General features: G+C 55.4%; 18 protein-coding genes and 1 pseudogene. 11 read left to right on the top strand and 8 right to left on the bottom strand.

Annotation, left to right across the window (positions count from 1 at the left end; all coding sequences use genetic code 11):
• Window positions 1-53: 53 nt before the first annotated feature.
• Window positions 54-1,376: a xylose isomerase gene (gene xylA, locus ACW14G_RS04760; RefSeq protein ID WP_163446896.1), complete on the bottom strand. Its 1,323-nt coding sequence runs from the start codon at window positions 1,374-1,376 to the stop codon at window positions 54-56.
• Window positions 1,377-1,735: 359 nt separating this feature from the next.
• Here xylA and xylF point away from each other — a divergent pair, with 359 nt between their 5' ends.
• From xylF to ACW14G_RS04735, 5 genes and pseudogenes are all read left to right on the top strand, one after another.
• Window positions 1,736-2,728, top strand: a complete 993-nt coding sequence (xylF, locus tag ACW14G_RS04755; protein WP_065357200.1) for a D-xylose ABC transporter substrate-binding protein — start codon at window positions 1,736-1,738, stop codon at window positions 2,726-2,728.
• 83 nt (window positions 2,729-2,811) lie between these two features.
• Window positions 2,812-4,353: a xylose ABC transporter ATP-binding protein gene (locus ACW14G_RS04750; RefSeq protein ID WP_167574836.1), complete on the top strand. Its 1,542-nt coding sequence runs from the start codon at window positions 2,812-2,814 to the stop codon at window positions 4,351-4,353.
• Complete coding sequence (gene xylH, locus ACW14G_RS04745) at window positions 4,331-5,512, top strand: xylose ABC transporter permease XylH (protein ID WP_163446900.1); 1,182 nt, start codon at window positions 4,331-4,333, stop codon at window positions 5,510-5,512. Before ACW14G_RS04750 ends, xylH begins: the two co-directional genes overlap by 23 nt.
• 70 nt (window positions 5,513-5,582) lie before the next feature.
• Window positions 5,583-6,767: a D-xylose utilization transcriptional activator XylR gene (gene xylR / locus ACW14G_RS04740; protein ID WP_064541101.1), complete on the top strand. Its 1,185-nt coding sequence runs from the start codon at window positions 5,583-5,585 to the stop codon at window positions 6,765-6,767.
• Between the two features lie 227 nt (window positions 6,768-6,994).
• Window positions 6,995-7,773: pseudogene (locus ACW14G_RS04735) on the top strand (DNA/RNA non-specific endonuclease).
• A gap of 58 nt (window positions 7,774-7,831) precedes the next feature.
• On the opposite strand, the gene ACW14G_RS04730 reads toward ACW14G_RS04735, so the two are convergent.
• The gene (locus ACW14G_RS04730) at window positions 7,832-8,653 is read right to left on the bottom strand and encodes a protein bax (RefSeq protein WP_064541098.1); all 822 of its coding nucleotides are present in this window, start codon (window positions 8,651-8,653) and stop codon (window positions 7,832-7,834) included.
• 308 nt (window positions 8,654-8,961) lie between these two features.
• Here ACW14G_RS04730 and ACW14G_RS04725 point away from each other — a divergent pair, with 308 nt between their 5' ends.
• The 4 genes from ACW14G_RS04725 (at window position 8,962) to ACW14G_RS04710 (ending at window position 15,770) form a co-directional block, all read left to right on the top strand.
• Window positions 8,962-10,998, top strand: a complete 2,037-nt coding sequence (locus ACW14G_RS04725) for an alpha-amylase (protein WP_249022608.1) — start codon at window positions 8,962-8,964, stop codon at window positions 10,996-10,998.
• Window positions 10,999-11,171: 173 nt separating this feature from the next.
• On the top strand, window positions 11,172-12,425 hold the full coding sequence (gene avtA / locus ACW14G_RS04720; RefSeq protein WP_249022607.1) for a valine--pyruvate transaminase: 1,254 nt from the start codon (window positions 11,172-11,174) through the stop codon (window positions 12,423-12,425).
• A 361-nt stretch (window positions 12,426-12,786) separates the two neighbouring features.
• Window positions 12,787-13,950 (top strand): collagen-like triple helix repeat-containing protein, encoded by a 1,164-nt coding sequence (locus ACW14G_RS04715; RefSeq protein ID WP_223882137.1) that lies wholly within the window; start codon window positions 12,787-12,789, stop codon window positions 13,948-13,950.
• A gap of 104 nt (window positions 13,951-14,054) precedes the next feature.
• A complete protein-coding gene (locus ACW14G_RS04710; RefSeq protein WP_249022605.1) occupies window positions 14,055-15,770 on the top strand; it encodes a ShlB/FhaC/HecB family hemolysin secretion/activation protein in 1,716 nt (571 codons plus the stop codon).
• Here ACW14G_RS04710 and ACW14G_RS04705 read toward each other — a convergent pair.
• Together ACW14G_RS04705 and ACW14G_RS04700 are read right to left on the bottom strand one after the other, a co-directional pair.
• Window positions 15,762-16,223 (bottom strand): 4Fe-4S binding protein, encoded by a 462-nt coding sequence (locus ACW14G_RS04705; RefSeq protein ID WP_163448387.1) that lies wholly within the window; start codon window positions 16,221-16,223, stop codon window positions 15,762-15,764. The genes ACW14G_RS04710 and ACW14G_RS04705 overlap by 9 nt on opposite strands.
• 121 nt (window positions 16,224-16,344) lie before the next feature.
• Entirely contained in the window at window positions 16,345-17,163 is an 819-nt protein-coding gene (locus tag ACW14G_RS04700) for an AraC family transcriptional regulator (protein WP_163448389.1), read from the bottom strand.
• Window positions 17,164-17,401: 238 nt separating this feature from the next.
• On the opposite strand from ACW14G_RS04700, the gene ACW14G_RS04695 reads away from it, so the two are divergent.
• Together ACW14G_RS04695 and ACW14G_RS04690 are read left to right on the top strand one after the other, a co-directional pair.
• Window positions 17,402-18,802, top strand: coding sequence for an MFS transporter (locus ACW14G_RS04695; RefSeq protein ID WP_167574830.1), 1,401 nt, complete (start codon window positions 17,402-17,404; stop codon window positions 18,800-18,802).
• Between the two features lie 10 nt (window positions 18,803-18,812).
• Complete coding sequence (locus tag ACW14G_RS04690) at window positions 18,813-20,771, top strand: glycoside hydrolase family 127 protein (RefSeq protein WP_249022604.1); 1,959 nt, start codon at window positions 18,813-18,815, stop codon at window positions 20,769-20,771.
• Window positions 20,772-20,902: 131 nt separating this feature from the next.
• Here the strand turns inward: ACW14G_RS04690 and yiaY are convergent, their stop codons facing one another.
• From yiaY to ACW14G_RS04670, 4 genes are all read right to left on the bottom strand, one after another.
• Entirely contained in the window at window positions 20,903-22,054 is a 1,152-nt protein-coding gene (yiaY, locus tag ACW14G_RS04685; RefSeq protein ID WP_163448396.1) for an L-threonine dehydrogenase, read from the bottom strand.
• Between the two features lie 184 nt (window positions 22,055-22,238).
• Entirely contained in the window at window positions 22,239-24,089 is a 1,851-nt protein-coding gene (gene selB, locus ACW14G_RS04680; RefSeq protein ID WP_249022603.1) for a selenocysteine-specific translation elongation factor, read from the bottom strand.
• Window positions 24,086-25,477, bottom strand: coding sequence for an L-seryl-tRNA(Sec) selenium transferase (gene selA, locus ACW14G_RS04675; protein ID WP_249022602.1), 1,392 nt, complete (start codon window positions 25,475-25,477; stop codon window positions 24,086-24,088). The genes selB and selA overlap by 4 nt, the downstream gene beginning before the upstream one ends.
• Before the next feature lie 98 nt (window positions 25,478-25,575).
• Window positions 25,576-26,184 carry a glutathione S-transferase gene (locus ACW14G_RS04670; protein WP_249022601.1) on the bottom strand — a complete coding sequence of 203 codons (609 nt, stop codon included), beginning with the start codon at window positions 26,182-26,184 and terminating at the stop codon, window positions 25,576-25,578.
• Window positions 26,185-26,201: the final 17 nt, after the last annotated feature.

Genomic DNA, 26,201 nt, shown 5'->3' with positions numbered 1-26,201 from the left:
GTACGATGCCCGGAAGCTTGCGCCCCGGGCATGGTGTACGGCATTAACCGGAATTACTTGTCGAACAGGTAGTGATTGACCAGCCCTTCCAGCAGCTCCTGATGCCCACTCTGGTGCTGCGGCGCCAGTTGATTCTGCTCAGCATATTTCGCCAGATCCTGCAGCGACATCTGCCCTTTGAGAATCTGCTGGCCCAGCTCGCCGTTCCAGCCGGCATAGCGTTTCGCAACGCGTTTATCCAGCTCGCCGCCTTCAATCATGCGTGCCGCGACTTTCAGCGACAGCGCCATGGTATCCATCGCACCAATATGGCCATAGAACAGGTCATATTTGTCGGTGCTCTGACGACGGACTTTGGCGTCGAAGTTCAGACCGCCGGTGGTAAAGCCGCCCGCTTTGAGGATTTCATACATCACCAGCGCATTTTCTTCCACGCTGTTCGGGAACTGGTCGGTATCCCAGCCCAGCTGCGGGTCGCCGCGGTTGGCATCAACAGAGCCAAACAGGCCCAGCGCGATAGCGGTGGCGATTTCGTGATGGAACGAGTGGCCCGCCAGCGTGGCGTGGTTCGCTTCGATGTTCAGCTTGATCTCTTTCTCCAGACCGAACTGTTTCAGGAAGCCATACACTGTTGACGCATCGTAATCATACTGGTGCTTGGTCGGTTCCTGCGGTTTTGGCTCAATCAACAGCGTACCCTGGAAGCCGATTTTGTGTTTGTGCTCAACAACCATCTGCATAAAGCGGCCAATCTGCTCGCGCTCCTGACGCAGGTCGGTATTCAGCAGAGTTTCATAGCCTTCACGGCCGCCCCACAGCACGTAGTTTTCGCCGCCCAGTTTATGCGTTGCGTTCATCGCGGTGAACACCTGCGTCGCCGCCCAGCTAAACACTTCCGGATCCGGGTTCGTCGCCGCGCCTGCGCCGTAGCGCGGGTTGGTAAAGCAGTTCGCGGTGCCCCACAGCAGCTTCACGCCGCTCTGCTGCTGTTTCTCCGCCAGCACATCGACCATCTGCGCAAAGTTGTTCAGATATTCTTTCAGGCTCGCGCCTTCCGGGGAGACGTCCACGTCATGGAAGCAGTAGTAAGGCACGTTCAGCTTGTGGAAGAATTCAAAAGCGACATCTGCCTTGCGTTTTGCAAGCTCGATGGCTTCGCCAGGTTGCTGCCATGGACGATTAAAGGAGCCGACACCAAACATGTCCGCGCCGTTCCAGCAGAAGGTATGCCAGTAGCAGGCGGCGAAGCGCAGGTGATCTTCCATACGTTTGCCCAGCACCAGTTCGTCCGGGTTGTAGTGGCGGAACGCCAGCGGGTTTTCGGTTTTTGGGCCTTCGAAACGAACGCGATCCAGTTGGTCGAAATATGCTTGCATAATGAACTCCATAATCTGACAGGCGGCGAGGAATAATTCGTCTGGTCATAGTGAATTCTGAATGGCGGTCGCTCAATTACGTTATTTCACACTGCTATTAAGAGAATCCACAAATGTGCGCTAGCTCGCAAAATAAAATGGAATCAACCTCATTTCATGTACGCAATTTTTTCAGTCTCTATTTTGAAAATCAGATCGCGGTCATAAATCAGCAATTAAACGAAATATCGTAATAGGAAGATAAAAATCTGTAATTGCCAGCCGCCGCCTCCATGTTAAAAAATTGCTGCGAGTTAAGTCATCTCTGTTTCTTTTATCGCCAATCTCATCACCTTATCCCTACAAAAGGCATTACGATTATGAAGATAAAGAACCTTTGCCTCACTCTCTGCGCCTCATTGCTCCTCACCAGCATGGCGAGCAGCGCCAAAGAAGTTAAGATCGGTATGGCCATTGATGACCTGCGCCTCGAACGCTGGCAAAAAGACCGCGATATTTTTGTTAACAAAGCCGAGCAGCTTGGCGCACAGGTTTTTGTGCAGTCAGCCAACGGCAATGAAGAAACGCAAATGTCGCAGATCGAAAATATGATCAACCGTGGCGTAGACGTCCTTGTTATTATTCCTTATAACGGCCAGGTACTTAGCAACGTCATTAAAGAAGCGAAACAGGAAGGCATTAAAGTATTAGCTTATGATCGTATGATAAATAATGCTGATATCGATTTTTATATTTCCTTCGATAACGAAAAAGTCGGCGAAATGCAGGCACAGAGCCTGGTCAACCAGGTACCCCAGGGGAATTATTTCCTGATGGGCGGCTCGCCGGTTGATAATAATGCCAAGCTGTTCCGCGCCGGTCAGATGAAAGTATTAAAACCATATATTGATGATGGCAAAATTAAAGTCGTCGGCGATCAATGGGTTGACGGTTGGCTGCCGGAAAACGCCCTCAAGATTATGGAAAATGCCCTCACCGCCAATAACAACAAAATTGACGCGGTTGTCGCGTCTAACGACGCGACGGCAGGCGGCGCAATTCAGGCGTTAAGCGCGCAAGGCCTGGCGGGTAAGGTGGCCATTTCCGGCCAGGATGCGGACCTGGCGGGGGTGAAACGTATCCTCAATGGCACCCAGACCATGACCGTGTATAAACCCATTACCCTGCTGGCGAACAGTGCCGCTGAGATTGCCGTCGAGTTAGGTAATGGTCAGCAGCCCAAATCGGATGCCACGCTCAATAACGGGCTGAAAGATGTCCCGTCGCGCCTGTTAACCCCTATCGAAGTCAATAAAACCAACATTGACGATACCGTTGTGAAAGACGGTTTCCATAAGAAGAGTGAACTCTGAATAGTATGCCCCGGCCATCAGGCCGGGGCAGCGTAGCCACCGGATATATCCGGTAGCCAGGCTTACGTGGAGCACAAGTACTTATGTCGTATTTACTTGAAATGAAGAGCATTACCAAAACCTTCGGGGTGGTTAAGGCTATCGATAATGTCAGCCTGAGATTAAACCCAGGCGAAGTTGTTTCGCTGTGTGGCGAAAACGGCTCCGGCAAATCGACCTTAATGAAGGTACTTTGCGGTATTTATCCGCATGGTAGCTATGACGGGGAGATTATTTTCGCCGGCGAGACGCTACAGCCGACGCACATTCGCGACACCGAACGTAAAGGTATTGCCATTATTCACCAGGAACTGGCGCTGGTTAAGCATTTGACCGTGCTGGAAAATATTTTTCTTGGCGCGGAAATCAGCCGCCATGGCGTGCTCGATTACGACACCATGACCCTGCGCTGCGAAAAGCTGCTGGCGCAGGTCAATCTCGCGATTTCGCCCGATACCCGCGTCGGTGATTTGGGCCTTGGACAGCAGCAGTTGGTCGAAATAGCCAAAGCGCTCAACAAACAGGTGCGCCTGCTGATCCTCGATGAACCCACCGCATCGCTGACCGAGCAGGAGACTGCCGTCCTGCTGGATATCATCCGCGATCTACAAAACCATGGCATCGCCTGTATCTATATTTCGCACAAGCTGAATGAAGTCAAAGCCATATCCGACACAATCTGCGTGATCCGCGACGGTCAGCATATCGGCACCCGCGACGCCAGCAACATGACGGAAGACGACATCATCACCATGATGGTTGGCCGCGAGCTGACGGCGCTCTACCCCAGCGAACCGCATACCGCGGGCGAGGAGATCCTGCGCGTCGAACACCTGACCGCATGGCATCCGGTTAACCGTCATATTAAACGGGTAAACGATATTTCCTTCAGCCTCAAACGCGGCGAGATCCTCGGCATTGCCGGGTTAGTCGGCGCAGGTCGCACCGAGGCGGTACAGTGTCTGTTTGGCGTCTGGCGGGGCCGCTGGGAGGGGCGTGTTTTTATCGACGGTAAGCAGGTTGATATCCGTAACTGCCAGCAGGCGATCGGCCACGGCATTGCGATGGTGCCGGAAGACCGCAAAAAAGACGGCATCGTGCCGGTCATGGCGGTAGGCAAGAATATCACGCTGGCCGCGCTCAACAACTTCAGCGGAGCATTGAGCAGCCTCGACGATGCCAAAGAACAGCAGTGTATCCTGCAATCAATACAACGGCTGAAGGTGAAAACCTCTTCGCCAGAGCTGGCCATTGGGCGCCTGAGCGGCGGCAACCAGCAGAAGGCGATACTGGCCCGCTGTCTGTTATTAAACCCACGCATCCTGATTCTTGATGAACCCACGCGCGGCATCGACATCGGCGCGAAATATGAAATCTACAAGCTTATCAATCAACTGGTGCAGCAAGGCATTGCCGTCATCGTTATCTCGTCGGAGCTACCGGAAGTGCTGGGGCTCAGCGACCGGGTGCTGGTCATGCACGAAGGGAAACTCAAAGCTAACCTGGTGAACCATAACCTGACTCAGGAAAATGTGATGGAAGCCGCCTTAAGGAGCGAACGCCATGTCGAAAAACAATCCGTCTGAAATGAAACTGGCCGCCCCAGCGACATCCCCGGCGCTGCGGCTAAAATCCCTGAACTTACAGGTTTTCGTCATGATCGCGGCCATTATTGTGATCATGCTGTTTTTCACCTGGACCACCGACGGCGCTTACCTGAGCGCGCGTAACGTCTCCAACCTGCTGCGCCAGACCGCCATTACCGGCATCCTGGCTGTGGGTATGGTATTTGTGATTATCTCGGCTGAAATAGACCTTTCCGTCGGCTCGATGATGGGTCTGTTGGGGGGAGCGGCGGCGATTTTCGACGTCTGGCTCGGCTGGCCGCTACCGCTCACCATTATCGTGACGCTGGCGATGGGGCTGGTACTTGGCGCATGGAACGGATGGTGGGTGGCCTATCGTAAGGTGCCCTCCTTTATCGTCACCCTCGCCGGGATGCTGGCGTTTCGCGGCATCTTGATTGGCATCACCAACGGCACCACCGTGTCGCCCACCAGCGCAGCGATGTCGCAAATTGGTCAGAGCTATCTGCCAGACGGCATCGGTTTTACCTTTGGTGCCGTCGGGCTGATGGCGTTCATCGCCTGGCAATGGCGTGGCAGAGTGCGCCGCCAGTCGATGGGGCTGTCAACGCCTGCCTCCACTGGTGTAGTGGGTCGTCAGGCGCTGACGGCAGTGATCGTACTGGGGGCTATCTGGCTGTTGAATGATTATCGCGGCGTCCCGACACCGGTGCTGCTGCTGACGCTGCTGCTGCTCGGCGGCATGTTTATGGCTACCCGCACCGCCTTTGGTCGCCGTATCTACGCCATCGGCGGCAACATTGAAGCCGCACGCCTCTCCGGTATTAACGTTGAGCGTAACAAACTGGCAGTATTCGCCATTAATGGTCTGATGGTGGCCATTGCAGGTCTGATTCTGAGCTCACGTCTTGGCGCTGGCTCACCGTCGGCGGGGAACATCGCCGAGCTGGATGCCATCGCAGCCTGCGTGATCGGCGGAACCAGCCTGGCGGGCGGCGTGGGCAGCGTTGCCGGTGCAGTGATGGGGGCATTTATTATGGCGTCGCTCGACAACGGAATGAGCATGATGGACGTGCCCACTTTCTGGCAATATATCGTGAAAGGTGCGATTTTATTGCTTGCCGTATGGATGGACTCAGCGACCAAACGGCGTGCGTAATTGCCTGTCCGTGGTGTTGCCGAATCAGTAGCCGGCAACACCTCTCATGATTCGCGAGGAACCCTGAACCATGTTTGGAAAACGTCACCGCGTGACGCTGTTATTCAACGCCAACAAAGCCTTCGACCGTCAGGTGGTTGAAGGCGTCGGCGAATATTTGCAGGCGTCGCAGTCCGAGTGGGATATCTTCATTGAGGAAGATTTCCGCGCACGAATCGAAAACATCAAAGAGTGGCTGGGAGACGGCGTCATCGCCGACTATGACGACCCCACCATTGAAGCGCTGCTTACCGATGTGGACGTCCCCATCGTTGGCGTTGGCGGCTCCTATCACCGCCAGGAACAGTACCCACCCGTTCACTACATCGCGACCGACAACTACGCGCTGGTTGAAAGCGCTTTTTTGCATCTTAAAGAAAAAGGCGTCCACCGTTTCGCTTTCTACGGCCTGCCCACCGCCAGCGGCAAGCGCTGGGCCGAGGAGCGCGAATACGCGTTCAGCCAGATTGTCGCCAAAGAAAAATACCGCGGCGTTATCTATCAGGGCCAGGAAACCGCGCCGGAGAACTGGCAGCACGCACAAAATCGTTTGGCCGATTGGCTGCAAACCCTGCCGCCGCAAACCGGCATTATTGCCGTTACCGATGCCCGCGCCCGTCATGTTCTTCAGGCTTGCGAGCATTTACATATTCCGGTGCCAGAAAAACTGTGCGTCATCGGTATTGATAACGAAGAATTAACCCGCTACCTCTCCCGCGTGGCGCTCTCGTCAGTCGCCCAAGGGGCAAGGCAGATGGGATACCAGGCTGCCAAGCTGATGCAGCGCCTGCTCGACAATGAAGTCCTGCCGCTACAGCGGGTGCTGGTGCCGCCAATGCGAGTGATGGAACGACGTTCAACCGACTACCGTTCACTGAACGATCCTGCCGTCATTCAGGCCATGCACTACATCCGTAATAACGCCTGCAAGGGGATTAAAGTTGAACAGGTGCTGGACGCCGTCGGCATCTCGCGATCGAATCTGGAGAAGCGCTTTAAAGAGGAAGTCGGTGAGACCATTCACGCCGTGATCCACAGCGAAAAGCTGGAAAAGGCGCGTAGCCTGCTGGTTTCTACATCGTTGTCGATTAACGAAATTTCGCAGATGTGCGGCTATCCGTCGCTGCAGTATTTCTATTCGGTGTTCAAAAAAGAGTACGACACCACGCCTAAAGAGTATCGTGAGCAGCACAGCGAGGCGCTGATTCAAGCTTGAATCCTTCCCCATCAGAAGAGCTCACCGGTTCGCTCTGATGGGGTACCTGAATGGGTAACTCGTACGTCACCTCCCTCATTTTTACCGTCACAAAAGCCCATCTGATATCAGCGTTAATCACAGGTTGATACGCACCAGTACTGCCACTGCCAGTCTCTTCTTACGCTCTCATTTCATCTATTCGACCTCTCTGTCGGACACCTTTGATTTATCACGGTATAAATGAAATGAAGATCGCTGAATTCACCTGTTTTTTACTACTGACTGTGTCCGCCTGCGCGGCGGCGGCTGATCATTGCGGTGCCGGTTGCCCCGTCGGTGGCAGCGCGCAAACGCTGGAACGCGAGGCCTACACGCTGAATAATAATTGCCAGCGTAAATTCGCAAACTGGGTGGCGTATAAAATGACAAAGGCCAGCCAGGCCAGCAACCGCCCCCGTCACTGGCAGCGCGATCCGGCTTTAGCGGCAACGGAGACGCTGGCTCCTGCAGCATACAAAGGCGCAAGCCAAGCGTTGCAGGTGGATCGCGGACATCTGGCGCCACTTGCCGGACTGGGGGGCCTGGCAGACTGGCGAACACTAAACTACCTTTCGAACATCACCCCCCAGGAATCCGGACTGAACCAGGGAGCATGGGCCAGGCTGGAGGATGGCGAGCGCGCGTTGGTCGAGCGCAAGGGCGTGGCGGCGGTCTATTCCGTCACCGGGCCGCTTTTCGAGCGCCATATTGCCACGCTGCCTGCGGCGCCTGACGTGGAAATTCCTAGCGGTTACTGGAAGATAATATTTATTGGCTCCAGACCCGATAAAGGCGAGTATGCCGCGTTTTTAATGGACCAGACGACGCCCAAAAACGCCCGTTTTTGCGATTACCAGGTCACGGTCGCCAACATTGAACGCCGAACCCATCCGCGGCTTTCTTCTGGTCTGCCTTACCCGTGGATGTCGCCCAACGCGTAAAAACGCACAAAGGGACGCTGGCACGAGCCCTGGGTTGTTCTTAAGCCATAAAAAAAGCACCAACGAGAGAACTCGAGGTGCTTTTTCGACGACAATTACCGCTTACATATGTGCCGCAATCAGACGCTGGTTATCCTGATACATCGCGAACAGGTAATCGTTATAGCTCGAACCTTTGGTCGAATACCCTTTCAGCTTATGGATCATCGCGGTTGCGGTGACTTCCTGATCCGTTTTACGCAGTTGAGCGCGTGACTTCCGGAACGAGGCATAGGCTGGATGCGTATTCAGGTTGGTGGCATATGCCTGTACCGACTCTTTTACAGAGCCGAACTTGGTGTAGCCGTTAACGGAACCTGCGCCATTTTTACAGCCCCTGCCGCACTTCATGCCAAACAGGTTGTTATTGGCGCGGGCCAGCTTAGACGTACCCCAGCCGCTTTCGGCTGCGGCCATCGTAGCCACCATGCTGCCCGGGATAATATCGACACGCTCAAGCAGCGAATTCCACGGCACCTTACGGGTATTACCGTTCCAGCTGACTTTGTAGCGTGCGGCGATATCTTTCAGGCGCGCACGTTCAGACGGCGACCAACGGCCTTCGTACTGTTTGGAAATCAACCAGTTACGATCCGCCGTAATGGCAGCATTTTGACTTGTGATATAAGGCATTACCGTCCGGAGAAACGCTCTTTTCCTTGGGGTTCCGGAAGGGTATTTTCGCAAATCAGGAAGTGAACTACTCTTTACACTATTGCGAGAATACTCTTGTTTACTGCTGGCCTTATTAAAACTTGTCTTTGTTACCGAGGCTTTTTGATGCTTTGTTACCGTGTGTGTTTTTGCGAACACCCCACCTGAAAATGTGCAGATGAGTAACATTAGTATCGCGGCCCCATATCGTCGAATGGGAGTCGATATCATTAGGTCTCCTGGTCGGATGCAATCATTCCAACGCCTTCTTATTTCATAAAATTGAGAGCTTAATCTCAAATTATAGCAAAAATAGCCCGTCAACGCACGCTTAAGAAATAGTCCGATTCCTAAACGAGCAAACGGACGCGATTCAGCATAAGACAAATTGCGCAGACAAAATGCCGGGGATATCTCATTTTAGCTCATTTTTTGAGCGCCATCACTCAGCCCTTTTTCTCCTCCTTCGCGAAGGATGAGTACAGCGGAGTCACCTGCTGTCACACTGAGAAAAACACGTTCTGGCACAGGATAACGCTATGAAGCTTGCCGCCCTTGTACCGCTACTGATTCCCGCTTTTGCCAGTGCCGCCAGCTGGACCGCGCAGGATTTCCCAGTCTTTTCCGCCGATGGGACGGGGAAGTTCACCAGTCAAAAAACGCTCACAAAGGGTACCCGTCCTCTGAGGGTGAATCTTGAGCAACAGTGCTGGCAGCCCTCTGGCGCCATTCGTCTTAACCAGATGCTGTCGCTCGAACCATGCCAGGGCGATGCGCCACAGTGGCGGCTGTTCCGCGACGGCAGCTATACGCTAGAGATTGATACCCGCTCCGGCACGCCCACGCTGACTATCTCCGTGCAAAGCGCGGCCGAAAGCCACAGTGCGCAAGTTAACGTTCGCCAATGTCCACGCTGGGACGGTAAGCCGTTGACGCTGGATGTCAGTCAGACCTTTGCTGAGGGCAGCCGGGTGCGCGATTTTTATAGCGGGAAGACCGCCGTCGTCACGCAGGGCAAAATTACGCTACAGCCCGCAGAAAACAGCAATGGCCTGCTGCTGCTGGAAAGCGCCGACGTCATCGCCACGTCACCGTTCAGCTGGCATAACGCGACCGTGTATTTCGTGCTTACCGACCGCTTTGTCAACGGCGACCCCAGCAATGACAACAGCTATGGGCGCCATAAAGACGGCATGCAGGAGATCGGCACCTTCCACGGTGGCGATCTTAAGGGTCTGACCAGCAAGCTCGACTATCTGCAAAAGCTGGGCGTCAACGCGCTGTGGATTAGCTCACCGCTGGAACAAATTCACGGCTGGGTGGGCGGCGGCACCAAAGGGGATTTCCCGCACTACGCCTACCACGGCTACTACACTCAGGACTGGACACGGCTCGACGCCAATATGGGGACCGAAGATGACTTGCGCGCCCTGGTGGATGGCGCGCACCAGCGCGGCATCCGTATCCTCTTTGACGTGGTCATGAACCATACTGGCTATGCCACGCTGGCGGATATGCAGGAGTATCAGTTCGGGGCGCTATACCTGAAAGGCGATGAGATAACGAAAACGCTGGGCCAGCGCTGGACAGACTGGAAGCCCGGCGCGGGGCAAAGCTGGCACAGCTTTAACGACTACATCAACTTCAGCGACAAAGCCGCATGGGAGAAATGGTGGGGCAAGGCGTGGATCCGCACCGATATTGGCGACTACGACAACCCTGGTTTCGATGACTTGACCATGTCGCTGGCGTTTCTGCCCGATCTGAAAACAGAATCGACGACGCCGAGCGGGCTGCCAAATTTCTACCAACACAAAACGGATACCCACGCCCGTGCCGTCGACGGTTTTACACCGCGTGACTACCTCACCCACTGGCTCAGCCAATGGGTACGCGACTACGGCATTGACGGCTTCCGCGTCGATACCGCCAAGCACGTTGAGCTGGCGGCCTGGCAGCAGCTCAAATCGCAGTCGGTAGATGCGCTGGCAGCCTGGAAAAAGGCTAATCCGCAAAAAGCGATGGACGATGCGCCATTCTGGATGACGGGTGAAGCCTGGGGCCATGGCGTGATGCAAAGTGATTACTACCGACACGGCTTTGACGCGATGATCAACTTTGATTATCAGGATCAGGCCGCAAAGGCCAGCGACTGCCTGGCCAACATCGACCCGATCTGGCAGCAAATGGCCGATAAGCTGCAAAGCTTTAACGTCCTGAGCTACCTTTCATCGCATGATACGCGACTGTTCCGTGAGCAAGGCGACAACGCCGCCGAACTCCTGCTGCTCGCACCGGGCGCAGTGCAAATCTTTTACGGCGACGAGTCTAATCGCCCGTTTGGCCCAACGGGTTCTGACCCTCTGCAAGGCACGCGTTCATCAATGAACTGGCAGGATGTCGCCGGAAAATCCGCCGCCACGCTGGCGCACTGGCAAAAACTGGGGCAGTTCCGCGCACGTCATCCGGCGATTGGTGAAGGAAAACAAGCCACGCTGTCGCTCTCTCAGGGCTACGGGTTTGTACGGGAACACGGCGAGGACAAAGTCATGGTGGTCTGGGCCGGTCAGCACTAATTTATACTCCTCCAGGCCCGCGGTTTAATTGCGGGCCCTGGCAGAATAAACAACTGCTAATTTCGCCATTTTTCAGTTTATCCACTAAAGCCCCTGCATTAGCGCCATTTGCACCACATCGTGAGTGGCGTTATCGTTACCCACTTCACAGAACAAGCAATAGAAATCCGGCTATGACATTTTCACTTTTCGGCGACAAATTCACCCGTCATTCAGGCATTACCCGCCTGATGGAAGACCTCAACGACGGTTTACGCACCCCTGGCGCCATCATGCTTGGCGGCGGTAATCCGGCCCAGATCCCAGAAATGAATGATTATTTTAATCATCTACTGGCGGAGATGCTGGAAAGCGGCAAAGTTTCAGAAGCGCTGTGCAATTACGACGGTCCGCAGGGGAAAAACGAACTGCTGGTCGCGTTAGCCGATATGCTGCGTAATGAATTAGGTTGGGATATTGGACCACAGAATATTGCACTAACAAATGGCAGCCAAAGCGCGTTTTTCTACTTGTTCAACCTGTTTGCTGGTCGTCGTGCCGACGGTACCACTCGTAAGGTCCTGTTCCCACTCACGCCGGAGTATATTGGCTATGCCGACTCGGGGTTGGAAGATGATCTTTTCGTCTCGACTCGCCCGCACATTGAGCTGCTGCCAGAAGGTCAGTTTAAGTATCACGTCGATTTCGAAAATCTGCCCATTGGCAAAGATACCGGGATGATCTGCGTTTCACGCCCGACCAACCCGACGGGTAACGTCATCACCGATGATGAACTGAAACAGCTGGATGCGCTCGCGCATCAGCACGGCGTGCCGCTGGTTATTGATAATGCTTACGGGGTACCTTTCCCGGGCATTATTTTCAGCGAAGCGACGCCGCTGTGGAACCCAAATATCGTGCTGTGTATGAGCCTGTCTAAACTTGGCCTGCCGGGTAGCCGCTGCGGTATCATCATCGCAGATGAAAAAATTATCACCGCCATCAGCAATATGAACGGCATTATCAGCCTCGCACCCGGCGGGATTGGCCCAGCCATCATGTGCGAAATGATCAAACGCCACGATTTACTGCGTCTGTCGGATACGGTTATCAAGCCGTTTTACTACCAGCGCGTGCAGGAAACCATTGCCACTATCCGCCGCTATTTGCCGGAAGAGCGTTGCCTGATCCACAAACCCGAAGGCGCGATTTTCCTGTGGCTATGGTTTAAAGACCTGCCGATTACCACCGAGACACTCTACCAGCGTCTGAAAAAACGCGGCGTATTGATGGTGCCTGGCGATTTCTTCTTCCCGGGTCTGGATAAACCCTGGGAACACACTCACCAGTGCATGCGAATGAACTACGTGCCGGCCCCAGATAAAATTGAAGCCGGTGTGAAAATTCTTGCGGAAGAAATTGAGTTAGCCTGGCGCGAACATCAATAATATACAATATATCGGCCTCAAATATCAGAGGCCGATATTTTCCGTGATCTCCGCTGTTATTTTAAAAACTCACACCAAAAAGTCTCACGCACCTTTCCGCTCGGATTACTCCCAATTTATAGCGTCATTTCATTAGCGCTACACATTTAAAATCATTATTCATTCCGGCTTAATATGTTAAAAATGAAGTAACAGCATGTTTCCTATGCGCATATTAATTTACATAGCAGACTTTGTTTATCCTTAAATAAAATCAGATTTATTCAGCCTTTCGTATGAAAAGAAACGCAGCATGCAAGGCTTAATTTTCTACTTACACTGATTAATACGCACTCGGCGTTTTAACTGGTGGAGTATGGTTATGAACTCTAAAAACGTTAGCCATTTAAGCATTATTGCTATGGCGGTTCTTATTGCATTCTCACTCTCCGCCTGTAGCGGTAGCGGCGGGGGCTCTCATTCAACGGCTAAAAACGGCAGCACTCAGGGCAGCGGCTCTGGCGGCAGCGATGGTAGTGGTTCTGGTGGCAGTGGTTCCGACGGTAGTGGTTCCGGTGGCAGTGGCTCCGGTGGCAGCGGCTCTGGCGGTAGTGGTTCCGGAGGCAGCGGTTCTGGTGGTAATGGATCTGGCGGCGGCACTGGAACAACGGCCAATAATTCAGTGAGCAGTATCATCGGCGAAACCGGTAAAGCAGTTTCGGGGGTCGGTGATACGCTGGGTGGGCTGGGAAGCCAGTTAACCACCACCACTGGCAACAACCCAGTCACCTCGACCATCTCCACTACGGTAAGTGGCGTAGGTAACGCTGTCGATACACTCGGGACCGGCGTCACCAACGGGATTGGCAACTCGTCAAACACCAACGGTGTGGGAACCACTTTGCAGGGTACGACCAACACGGTCACCGTGCTGGGTAACACGGTATCGAGCGTAGGGACCGGGTTATCGAGCGGCACTTCCAGTACACCCGTCGCGGGGGTAACCGGCGTGGTCGGAAGCGTCGTTAACAGCACAGGCCAAATCGTCAGCGGGACAGGTACTGGATTGACCAGCACCCTGCAAAGCCCTGGCGTAACGGCGGCAACAACCGGCGTCACTTCCGTGGTTAATAATACCCTGTCCGGCGTACAGGGCGTCACTCAAGGCGTGGGGACCACGACAGGATTAGGCACCCCGGTTAACGGCCTGCTGACTCAGGTCGGGACTACAGTGAGCGGTGTGGGTAGCCAGGTTGGCACCACCTCTCCGGCACTGAGCGGTGTAGGCCAGGTCGTCTCCAGCGTTGGCAACATCGTCACTGATGCCGGAGGCCTGGTGAAACCAACCGCTACCAGTACCGGAGGCTCTTCCGGCGGCACTACCGGAGCCAGCGGCGGCCTGCTGGCTAACGTCACGGGAAGCCTGAACGTAAGCACAACTACCAATACCAGCACCAGCAGTACAGGAACAACCAGCGCAGGAACCAGTGGCGGTACATTAGGTGGTTTAGGCGGTCTACTCGGCGGGTTAACAACCAAAAGATAAGCTATATATTTATTAATGCCTTCCGTGCCCCCGCAATGGGGGCACGTTTTTCAGCAGAATAACAATAATTATCCTTGCACAATAAAACACACAAGGAATGCGCCATGAAAACGACCCTGGTTTATGCGCTATCGGGGGTTTTTCTGCTTAATATTGCCCGAGCAGACACATTACCCGCATTGATTGACCCTAATAACCCAGCCAAAGCAGAAAATAGTAACACACCACAAGCCCCTGCGGCGGCGGCCCCAAGTTTAAGCGTAAGCGTGCCCAAAAATAAATTAACACCCGAAACGCTGATTAAAGTAGACCATATTCAATTTATTGGTGGAACTGTATATCCCTTAAAAGAGTTATTACGCCCTTTTGTTCCCTATGCGCATAAACAAGTGCCGCTAAAAACGCTGATTGGTCTGGTTAATGATATTACGTTGCGCTATCGCGCCGACGGTTATCCACTCTCTTATGCCTGGCTTCCGGATAACAACTTTCAGGATGGTATGCTGAAGATTGTTCTGGTGGAGGGCTATGTCGCGCACAGCGATATTAAAAGTAACAACCCCAATATTGCCGAACGCCTCAAGCGTCTGGCGGCAAAAATCATGGCGGAGAAACCGCTCACTCAGAACACCTTCGACCGCTATACCCAACTGATGACACGCACGCCCGGCGTGCGCGTTGATGCCAACGCGCAACTGCCGCAGAATATCTACGGCGCCGCCGCGATGCAGGCCGTGGGTATGCAGCCGCATATCTGGGATATCTCTTCAACCATTGACACCCGTCGCAGCCAGAATATGGCGTTCGTCAATGGTTCACTCAGTAACTTAACCAGCTACGGCGATCAACTTGGGATCGCCACATTGATCCCACTCGATAATTCGACGCGCAAATCTTACCTCGGGTTGAACTACCAGCAGTTCCTGACGGATGAAGGGCTGATGATGCAGCTCAAGGGCAGCTTTTATCGTGAGGATCCGCGCGACTATTCGCGTCTGCTGAACTTCCCCGGCGGGTATTTAGACTCACGCCAGAAAACCACCCAATACAACGGCGGCGCGATGTTCAGCTATCCGGTGATTTTAACCGGTAAGCGGCAGTTCAATATCAACGGCGGGATGGATTACACCGACCGCCGTAACGACAACCATATTCGCGCCATCGTTAATGAGCAGGAAGTCCTGGGCGTGACGCAAAAATCACATGTCCGCTACCCTGCCTTCGAACTCGGAATGAACGGCTTTCAGGCCTTCGACCGTGCCAGCATTAACGGTAAGCTGACGCTGCGTCAGGGGATTAACGCCTCTTCGCTGGCCGACGCCGCGCCGGTACAGGGCAACGATCTCTCGTTTACGCTGTGGAAAAGCAATATTGATGCGGCGTGGATGATCACGGATACCTGGCGTCTCTCTACCTCGCTGGAAGGGGATTGGTCAGATAACGATTTGCCCGAGCCAGAGCGTGTCAGCTTCGGCGCCCAGCGCTTTGGACGTGGCTACCAGGATGGCGAAGCCAGCGGTGACTACGGTTATGGAGGGCAGCTTGAGTTGCGCTATCTGCATCAGCGTAAAGAGAGCACATGGATTGCCACGGTACAGCCTTACGTGCTGGCCGATACCGCGCAAACGTGGTTCAACACGCCGGGGTTACCGCATCAGCGGCTGGCATCGGTGGCAACCGGGGTGATGGTTGGCGACAACAAACATTACAGCGTTACGGTCGAGGCAGCGCGCCCGGTCGGTGATATGCCAACCGACACGAACAGCCGTGAATGGCGCTATAGCCTGACCTTCAGTTGGAACTTCAATAATCTACATTAACCTCGATGCGGCAAGCTGGCCAACATCAATACAGGCCAGCGCCCCCGTCGGGCAGGCGGCCACACAGGCTGGCCCCGCTTCGCGATGGCGGCACAAATCGCACTTCATCGCCTGTGGCCGTGCCTGCTGGACGGCCACGGTCATTGCCCCAAACGGACACGCCAGCATGCAGCTCTTGCAACCAATGCAGCGCGCCTGATCGACACGAATCATATCCTTTTCACGGGTTATCGCCCCCGTTGGGCAAACATTACCGCACGGCGCATCTTCGCACTGATGACACGCCACCGCCGTTGAGAAAGCGTCGCCCTTCACCACGCGGATACGAGGGAAAAAGGCCTCACGCGAAACGGTCGCACAGGCCTGCTGTTCCTGATGCGCCACCACGCAGGCCACTTCGCAGGTCCGGCAGCCAATACACTTTAAGGAATCAGCGACAATAAACGGGTTCATACCCCTCTCCGTGACGGTTAGTAAACCCTAAGAGTGCCAGAGCGGCATACTGTCACGCTTTGATCAGACACGGGAGATGCACCGTTTTTGTCATCTGCCCGAGGCAATTTAGCCGTTTGCCTCAGGCAGAATTAATGTGTTCTTTGCAGTACCGCCGCTTCCAGGCCGCTGGAGTTAAGCCGGTGTGTTTACGAAAAATTTGCCTGAAATACCCGACATCGGCAAACCCGCACTGTTCGGCGACCTCTTTCAATGAACGCGCATGGTTGCTCAATAGCTTTTCTGCCGCTCGCACGCGCTGACGGTGGATCGCTTCGGTAATGGTCAGGTGGAAGACCCGGCGATATACGCGCCCCAGATAGTCGGCATTGCAGTGTAACTCTTTCGCCAGCACCGACGTGGAGAGCGGCAGGTGATAGCGGGTATGAATCACCTGCTGCGCCTTCCACGCCAGCGCCGTACCGCCTTCATCTTTTGGCTCTTCATTTTGCGCCGACAGCGAAATATGCTGCAAAATCAGTAGCAAAATAAACTCCAGCGAGGCATTGCGCTGAATTTTTTCCTGCTCGTTCAGGAACTGGCGGAACAGCGAAATCAGGTATTGCGGGTCGTGCGAAGTTGTCTGCTGCGGAATGGCCAACTGGGTTAATAGCGGATGCGGCTGCACGGGCATATTCACCTCAAAATGCAGCCAGTAAAATTTCAGATCGGCAGGAAAATCCTCAACACCGACATGGCGGCGGCCTGGCCATAATAAAAGGCTATCCCCCGCCGGGACGTGGAAAATATGCTCCTCTTCCTGAATCGTTAATGTCCCTTTCTCCACGAAGATCACTTCCCATGAGCGCAGTCTGCGCGCCGGATGGCGTCCCACGCCACGTGAGATAAATAACCCGCCATTCTGGACTTTAATCGGAAGCGCTATGGATAGATTGAGCATAAATATTAAAAATTCCGCTTTTTAACCGCAGGAAGATAGTCTTTCACTCTGATTATTAACAACTAAATGGATTAATGCCCGATCGCCTTCACACTTTTCTCACCAGGTCGGAATTACTCACTTTTTATACTTCTTTGTGAGCTTGTTGGTCCTCGCTTTCCAGGCAAAATTAAACGGGTCATGACATTACAACAATCCCCCTACTGAAAAAGACCTCTCCACATTGCGAGGAGCATCCATGACCGCTACACCTATTTCTACCAGTGAGGTTGTGCCCGGTTCACAGGACGATAAATTATCTGTCCGCGAGAAAATCGGCTACGGTCTCGGCGATGCAGGCGGCACCGTCATTACCTGCCTGATCATGAATTTCCTGACCTTCTTTTATACCGATGTCTTTGGCCTGACGCCCGCGCTGGTCGGTACCCTATTCCTGGCGCTCCGCGTTTTTGACGCAATTTCCGATCCCATTATGGGCGTGCTGGCCGACCGCACGCAGAGCCGCTGGGGGCGTTTCCGTCCGTGGCAAATGTGGATTGCGCTCCCCATCGCCATTATCGGCGTACTCACCTTTACCGTCCCCGATGCCAGCATGGGCGTGAAGATCGCGTGGGCCTTTGGCACCTATCTGCTGCTGTCCATCAGCTACACCGCGATCAACGTGCCTTACTGTGCGCTGATCAACACGATGACCACGCGCCACAGCGAGGTCATATCCTGTCAGGCCTGGCGTTTCGTACTGTGCGGCGTGGCGGGTTTTCTGGTCTCCGTAGGCCTGCCATGGCTGGTGAAAGTGCTTGGGCAGGGCAATACGGCGCAGGGATATCAATACGGCGTCGGCGCCCTGTGTGCACTCGCTGCCGTGATGTTCCTGTGCTGCTTCTTCTGGGTACGCGAGCGCGTGTCGTTGGACATGATGGGCAAATTCACCCTGCGAGAACACATTGCGGGGCTGCGTAAAAACGATCAGTTGCTGTTGATGCTGGTGATGTCGTTCCTGCTGATCAACGTCTTTAATATACGCGGCGGCGGCTATATGTATTTCATCACCTACGTACTGGGCGGCTCCACTGGCTACACCTCGCTGTTCTTCACCATGGTGACTTTCGCCTCTATTTTCGGTTCCGTGATAATTAACCTGCTGTCGCGCCGTTTCGATACCGTCAAGCTCTACTATTACACCAACCTGGTGCTGGCGGCGATCGCACTGGGAATGTGGTTCTTACCCACCGGCCCGGCCCACCAGACCCTATGGCTGGTCGTTATTCTCGGCAACGGCATCATTCTCGGCTTCACGTTGCCGCTGCACTTTTCGCTGATGGCGTTCTCCGACGACTACGGTGAATGGAAAACTGGCGTACGTTCTTCCGGTATGAATTTCGCCTTTAACCTGTTTTTCATCAAGCTGGCCTGGGCCTCCAGTGCGGGCATTATTAGCCTTGTCTTTATCTATGTGGCTTATCAGCCAGGGGCCGGAAACCAAACGGCATCATCGCTGGCGGGCATCACATCGATGGAAACCCTGCTGCCCGCCCTGTTCCACCTGCTGCTGGCGTTCTCTATCCGCGCCTGCAAGCTCAATAATCCAATGATGTCACGCATCGCCACCGATCTTCGCGCCCGTCACATTCAGTCCTGAGGAGTTCGCCATGTCTGTTATGGAAGTCAATCTGCATACCTTGAAAGTTAATGACCCGTTTTTCGCCCAATACCAGCAGCTGGTTCGCGATGTGGTAATCCCTTATCAATGGGATGCATTAAACGATCGCATTGACGATGCCGAACCCAGCCACGCGATAGAAAACTTCCGCATTGCCGCCGGTCAGCAGGAAGGGGAGTTTTACGGCATGGTCTTTCAGGACAGCGACGTCGCAAAATGGCTGGAGGCTGTCGCCTGGTCGCTGTGCCAGAAGCCGGATGCCGAGCTGGAAAAAACCGCCGATGCGGTGATTGAACTGGTCGCCGCCGCCCAGTGCGACGACGGTTATCTGAACACCTATTTCACCGTTAAAGCCCCGGAAGAGCGCTGGACCAATCTCGCCGAGTGCCACGAGTTGTACTGCGCAGGGCATATGATTGAAGCGGGCGTCGCCTTCTTCCAGGCCACCGGCAAACGGCGCTTGCTGGAGGTAGTGTGCCGCCTCGCCGACCATATCGATCGGGTTTTCGGTACCGGAAAAGACCAGATTCATGGCTACCCCGGCCACCCGGAAATCGAGCTGGCGCTGATGCGCCTGTATGAGGTCACAGGAGAACCGCGCTATATGGCGCTGGTGAATTACTTCGTCGAAGAACGCGGCAAACAACCGCACTTCTACGACGACGAATACGAAAAACGCGGCAAAACCTCCTACTGGCACGCGTATGGCCCGGCGTGGATGGTGAAAGACAAGCCTTACAGCCAGGCGCATCAGCCTATTGCCGAGCAGCCTACGGCTATCGGCCACGCGGTGCGTTTTGTCTACCTGATGACCGGCGTGGCGCATCTCGCTCGTCTGAGCCAGGACGAAAGCAAGCGCCAGGACTGCCTGCGCTTGTGGAACAACATGGCGCAGCGCCAGCTGTACATCACTGGCGGCATTGGTTCGCAAAGCAGCGGCGAAGCCTTCAGCAGCGACTACGATCTGCCGAACGACACCGTCTACGCCGAAAGCTGCGCCTCTATTGGCCTGATGATGTTTGCCCGCCGCATGCTGGAGATGGAGGCAGACAGCCAGTACGCCGATGTCATGGAGCGCGCGCTGTACAACACGGTGCTGGGTGGCATGGCGCTTGATGGCAAACACTTCTTCTACGTTAACCCGCTGGAAGTGCACCCGAAAACGCTGCAGTTCAACCACATCTACGACCACGTGAAGCCCGTTCGCCAGCGCTGGTTCGGCTGCGCCTGCTGCCCGCCGAATATCGCCCGCGTACTCACTTCAATCGGCCACTATATCTACACGCCGAGAGAAGATGCGCTGTATGTGAACCTGTATATCGGCAACAGCGTGGAGGTGCCGGTGGGCGAGCAAACGCTGCGCTTGCGCATCAGCGGTAACTATCCATGGCAGGATCAGGTCAAGATCGCCGTTGATTCTCCGGATCCGGTTAACCACACACTGGCGCTACGCTTGCCGGACTGGTGCCGCGATCCTCAGGTGACGCTAAACGGTCACGATGTGGCGGGAACGCTGAAGAAAGGCTATCTGCATATCTCCCGCACCTGGGTGGAAGGCGATACCTTAACGCTGACGTTACCAATGCCGGTGCGTCGAATCTACGGAAATCCGCTGGTCCGCCACGTCGCTGGTAAAGTCGCCGTGCAGCGCGGTCCGCTGGTCTACTGCCTTGAGCAGGCCGACAACGGTGAAGAGCTGCATAATCTGTGGTTACCGGATAATGCGCCGTTTACCGAACTGGAGGGCAAAGGTATTTTCGCCCACAAAGTATTGCTACAGGCCCAAGGGATGAAATACACCACGCGCCATCCAGAAAAACAGTCGCTGTGGCATTACGACACGGCCCCCGCCGAACGCCAGGCGCAGACGCTGACCTTTATTCCGTGGTTTAGCTGGGCCAACCGTGGCGAAGGGGAAATGCGTATCTGGATTAATGAAGAAAAGTAAGCGGAGAGGTAGCCCGGACGAGGCGTGAACGCGCCGACTCCGGGGCGCTGCACCTGGCCGGGCGACCATGACATCAGACGCAAAAAAAGCAGAACGCAAGCGTTCTGCTTTTTTTCACCGCCAAAGCGCAATTACATGGCTGCGCGGAAGATCGCCATAATCTCTTCGTGCGTTGCCTGGATAGGGTTGGTGAAACCGCACGCGTCTTTCAGCGCATTGGTCGCCAGAACCGGGATATCCTCTTCTTTCACATTCAGGTCGCGCAGACCCGCCGGAATATTGACCTGACGCGCCAGTTTACGAATCGCGTCGATACACGCCTTCGCGCCCTGCTCATCGCTCATCGCGCTGACGTCAATATGCATAGCCTGTGCACAGTCGCGCAGACGCGCCGCGGCAACCTTGCTGTTAAACTCCTGCACGTGCGGCAGCAGCACCGCGTTACACACGCCGTGCGGCAGATCGTAGAAACCGCCCAGCTGGTGCGCCATCGCATGGACATATCCCAGTGAAGCGTTGTTGAACGCCATACCCGCCAGGAACTGAGCGTAGGCCATTGCTTCACGCGCTTCGCTGTTGCTGCCGTTTTCAACCGCCGTCGGCAGGTTGTCGATAATCATAGTGATCGCTTTTAGCGCACAAGCGTCGGTAATCGGTGTGGCCGCAATAGACACATAGGCTTCGATCGCGTGGGTCAGTGCATCCATACCGGTGGCGGCGGTCAGCCCTTTCGGCATGCCTTCCATCAGGGAAGAGTCGTTGACGGAGAGAACCGGCGTCACGTGTTTGTCGACGATCGCCATTTTAATATGACGCGTAACGTCAGTGATGATGCAGAAACGGGTCATTTCAGACGCCGTGCCCGCAGTGGTGTTGATCGCGATCATCGGCAGCTGCGGCTTAGCAGAGCGGTCAACGCCTTCATAATCACGAATATCGCCGCCGTTAGAAGCGACCAGCGCGATCCCTTTCGCGCAGTCATGCGGGGAGCCGCCGCCCAGAGAAATAACGCAGTCGCAATCATTGGCGCGCAGCATTTCCAGGCCTTCTTCCACGTTAACGGTCGTCGGGTTCGGATGCGTACCGTCGAATACCACGCTCAGAATGTCATATTCCTGCAGGCGTTTCTGGATATCCGCCGCCACGCCCAGCTTGTTCAGAACTGCATCAGTGACAATCAGAGCACGGCGATAGCCGTAGTCTTTCATGGTATTCATCGCGTCTTTTAAGGCGCCGTTACCGATGACGTTCACTGAAGGGATGAAGAAAGTTGATGCAGTCATGATAGTTCCTTTATTTAATAAGCAGGCTCCCGAGGCTATAGCATTAGCCACCCTTAAAACACGATCTGGCTAGCACTTTTCTCTGCGTGAAAAATAAAAATCGCGTCATTTTGTTGTCAATGTCGCGATTTATAGTGATAAATATATTCAAATGTTGAATTTAATAAGTTTTCTCAATCATTTGTTAATTTTTGTTGTCAGGAAACAGCAACGCATCGCGCAATAAGTGGTCATTGCCGCGACGACGCGTGAAGCCTATGCGATTGAAATACTCCAGAATTTGAATCGCCAGCTTGCGGCCAACGTTCAATTTATCGCGGAAATCGGCCGCACAGGTGGAACCTTTTTCCAGATCGAGTTCGCGGATCATGCTGGCAAACGCCACGATGCGGTCATTGCGATAATAGCGGTCCTTCACAATCGCGGTGATCATCCCCTGCTGCGCCGCCAGTCGTAAAACGCCGCGCATCATGTTCTCATCCGTCCCGGTTTGCGTCGCCAGATCGCGCACCCACCACGGTTCATCGCCAAACAACGGCGCGACCTTCTGCCAAATGGCCTGCTGTTCGTCGGTGAACCCGGCTTTGTGCTCTGGCAGATGCAGCCAGCCGTGATGGCTGGCGATAACGCCGCTTTCACGCATTTGCTCAATTAAGGTGAGCACCAGCGCTTCATCTTCCATTGGCAGCGCAATACGACGCAGGCGTTCACGCCCCGGCCCAGGCTCATCTTTATGTTGCTCGTGATAAAGCGCCAGCGCTTCGAGCAGCTTACGCTGCCAACGGGCCGCCAGCGGCGCATCCAGCAGGCAGTCGCCAGCGAGGATAAAGCCCGGTTGGGCAATCAGCTGCTCCAGCCCCTGTGTGCTCAGTTGACGCGCCCAAGCAAAGTCTCGTAGCTTCACCGCATCGCGGGAGAGGTGTACCGCCAGCGCCTGAGCATCCGTTTTCGCCAGCGCCAGCGCGGCAATCCACGCCAGATATTCCGGCTTACGTTTACCGCGACGCGGCGAGTTCAGCGTCACCACGCGCGCGCCGGCCAGAGTGATTTTCGCCGAGATATCGCGCAGCACCAGCCGATCGTTATCCGCCAACCATAGCGGCGTGTCGAGCACCAGTTCCGCAAGATTATTTTCCAGCAACGATACGCGGCCAGTGATATGGCTTGCTGCATGGTGTATATGCAACGGCTGCCACTGGGTGAGCGGAATATGGCTATGCAGCTCAACAATAACTCGTTCAACGGCCTCCGGCGGCGCTTCCGTCAGCAGCCAGTCGCCGCGGCTGATATCGCCCTTTTCCGCTGCGCCAACGATATTTAACGCAATACGCTGCCCGCCGTGCGCATGCTCAACCGGCTGATTCTGCGCATGCAACCCACGCACGCGCATGGGTGTGCCCATCCCCGTCAACCACAGGGTATCGCCCACCCGCACGTCACCCGACAGCGCCGTTCCGGTCACCACCAGGCCCGCGCCCTTGACGGTAAAGGCGCGGTCAATAGCCAGACGAAAGCGCTGATGCTCCGGATGCTCGCGAGCGGCAAGCTGACGTAAATGGTCGCGCAGCGCTTCAATGCCGATATTCGCCGTCGCCGCCGTTTCGAATAATGTGGCCTGTTCAAAACCGTACTCACGCAGAACCTGCGTGATTTCGCGGCGAACGTCGTCGATTCGCGCCCCATCGACGCGATCGGTTTTGGTTAATGCCACCGTCAGCGTTGGGTTACCCGTTAACTGAAGAATCGCCAGATGCTCGCGGGTCTGCGCCATCACGCCATCATCGCACGCCACCACCAACAGCGCATGGTCGATGCCACCGACGCCCGCCAGCATATTGGAGAGGAATTTTTCATGCCCCGGCACATCGATAAAGCCCAGTACGCGACCATCCGGCTGCGGCCAGTAGGCGTAGCCAAGATCGATAGTCATACCGCGGGATTTCTCTTCCGGCAAGCGGTCGGCATTGATGCCGGTAATCGCCTGTAGCAGCGTGGTTTTGCCGTGGTCAACGTGACCGGCGGTGGCAATAATCATTTCAGCAACATCTCCAGGAAACGGGATTCATCTTCAAGGCAGCGCAGATCGAGCCACAAACGTCCATCATAAATTCGGCCAATGACCGGAACGGGCAGGCTGCGCCAGCGGTTAGCCAGCGCATCAAGTCGGCTGCCGCGACCATCGAGCGGCGTGAGCGCAATGGCCGCACTGGGCAGGCTTTCCGAAGGCAGCGATCCGCTGCCGATTTGCGATGCGCATGGCATGACCTGAACAGCAAACTCGTCGCCATAGCGCGCGGCCAGCGGTTCGCGCAGACGCAGCGCCTGCTGGTTAATGTCTTGCGCGCTGCGGATCAGCAGGCGCAGTGTGGGCAGCTCTGCCGCCAGTTTTTCCGGGTGCAGATACAGCCGCAGCGTTGCTTCCAACGCCGCCAGCGTCATTTTATCGGCGCGCAGCGCGCGCTTCAGTGGATGCTGCTGCAGCTGGGCGATTAGCGCTTTCGTACCGACAATGATCCCGGCCTGCGGGCCGCCCAGCAGCTTATCGCCGGAGAAGCTCACCAGGCTCACGCCCGCGGCGATCATCTCCTGCGGCATCGGCTCTTTCGGCAGGCCGTAGCGGCTGAGATCCACCAACGAACCGCTGCCGAGATCAGCCACCACCGGTACACCCAGCTCGCGGCCAATTTCCGCCAGCTCAGCCTCCTCCACCGACTTCGTAAAGCCTTCAATACTGTAGTTACTGGTGTGCACCTTCATCAGCAGCGCGGTGTTATCGTTCACTGCCTGACGATAGTCTTTGGCATGCGTGCGGTTGGTGGTGCCGACTTCATGCAGCACGCAGCCCGCCTGTCGCATCACGTCGGGAATGCGGAAGGCGCCGCCAATCTCCACCAGCTCGCCCCGCGATACCACCACTTCTTTGCCCGCCGCCGTCGCCGCCAGCATCAGCAGCACCGCCGCAGCATTGTTATTCACGATACAGGCGTCTTCCGCGCCGGTTAAGCGACACAGCAGGTCGGCCAGCGCCCGGTCACGATGACCTCGCCCGGCACCATCCAGATCGTATTCCAGCGTCACCGGGTCGCGCATCGCCTGGCTCACTGCGTCAATCGCCGACTGCGCCTGCTGCGCGCGTCCGAGGTTGGTATGCAGCACGGTACCCGTCAGGTTAATCACCGGGCGCAGCGCGCTCTGCGCATCATGACTCAGGCGTCGCGCCGTCTCCTGTGCCCAGTCTTCACTCCAGGCAGGTAGCGCCTGCCGATCACGAATATTCAGCCGCGCCTCATCCTGCATTTGGCGGAGCTGTTCCACCACCTGCGAGTGGCCATGGGCATCAAGTAAACGGGCAAAAGCAGGATCGCGAAGCAGGCGGTCGGTTGCGGGTAGCTGGCTGTAGAGCGAACGGGTATCGGTAGTCATGAATAGGCCTGACGGTTAAATGTTACCCCTCCCGACGGGAGAGGGAGTCATAAGGAGGGATTGTACAATGGACTGCGCCCCAGCGTTATAGCGTTCAATCAAGCCTTTGGCGGTTCGGTACGGGCAAAACTTTCGCGCAGGAACAACGTTTCGGCCAGTTTCACCAGCTGCGGACGATCAACGCACCAGCCCGGCGCAATACGGCGGAAGTTCAGGTAGCCGATAGCGCAGGCGATGGCGATAGTCGCCAGGTTGAGTTCATCCGTCTTCAGCGTACCGTCGTTGAGGTAGCCTTCCAGCGCGTCGAGGCTGCGGCTGATTTTTTCACGCTGACGCAGCACTTCCTCTTCCGACTGCTGGGCCGCCGGACGCGCCTGTTCACGCACCGAAGCCAGCCCGGCGTCCATAATGCCGTCGGCCAGCGCTTCCAGCTGACGGATTCTCAACGCCTGCTGCGGGTCGGACGGCACCATCTGCGGCGCAACGCCCAGCAGTTCAATGTACTGCGCGATAATCGGCGAGTCGTACCAGCATTCGCCGTCATCGGTGACCAGCGCCGGTACTTTCCCCAACGGGTTATACTGCGCGACGCCGTTCTCCGCGTTGTAAGGCTGCTCGTTGACAAAGTCGAAGGCGATCCCCTTTTCCAGTAAGAGGATCGATATTTTGCGTACAAACGGGCTTGTGTAGCTGCCGACCAGTTTCATTCTCATCTCCTTTACGC

The organism is Kluyvera sp., from assembly GCF_965301105.1.
Note: the sequence above shows the minus strand (reverse complement) of the source record. Positions and strands in the feature narration are given on the sequence as shown.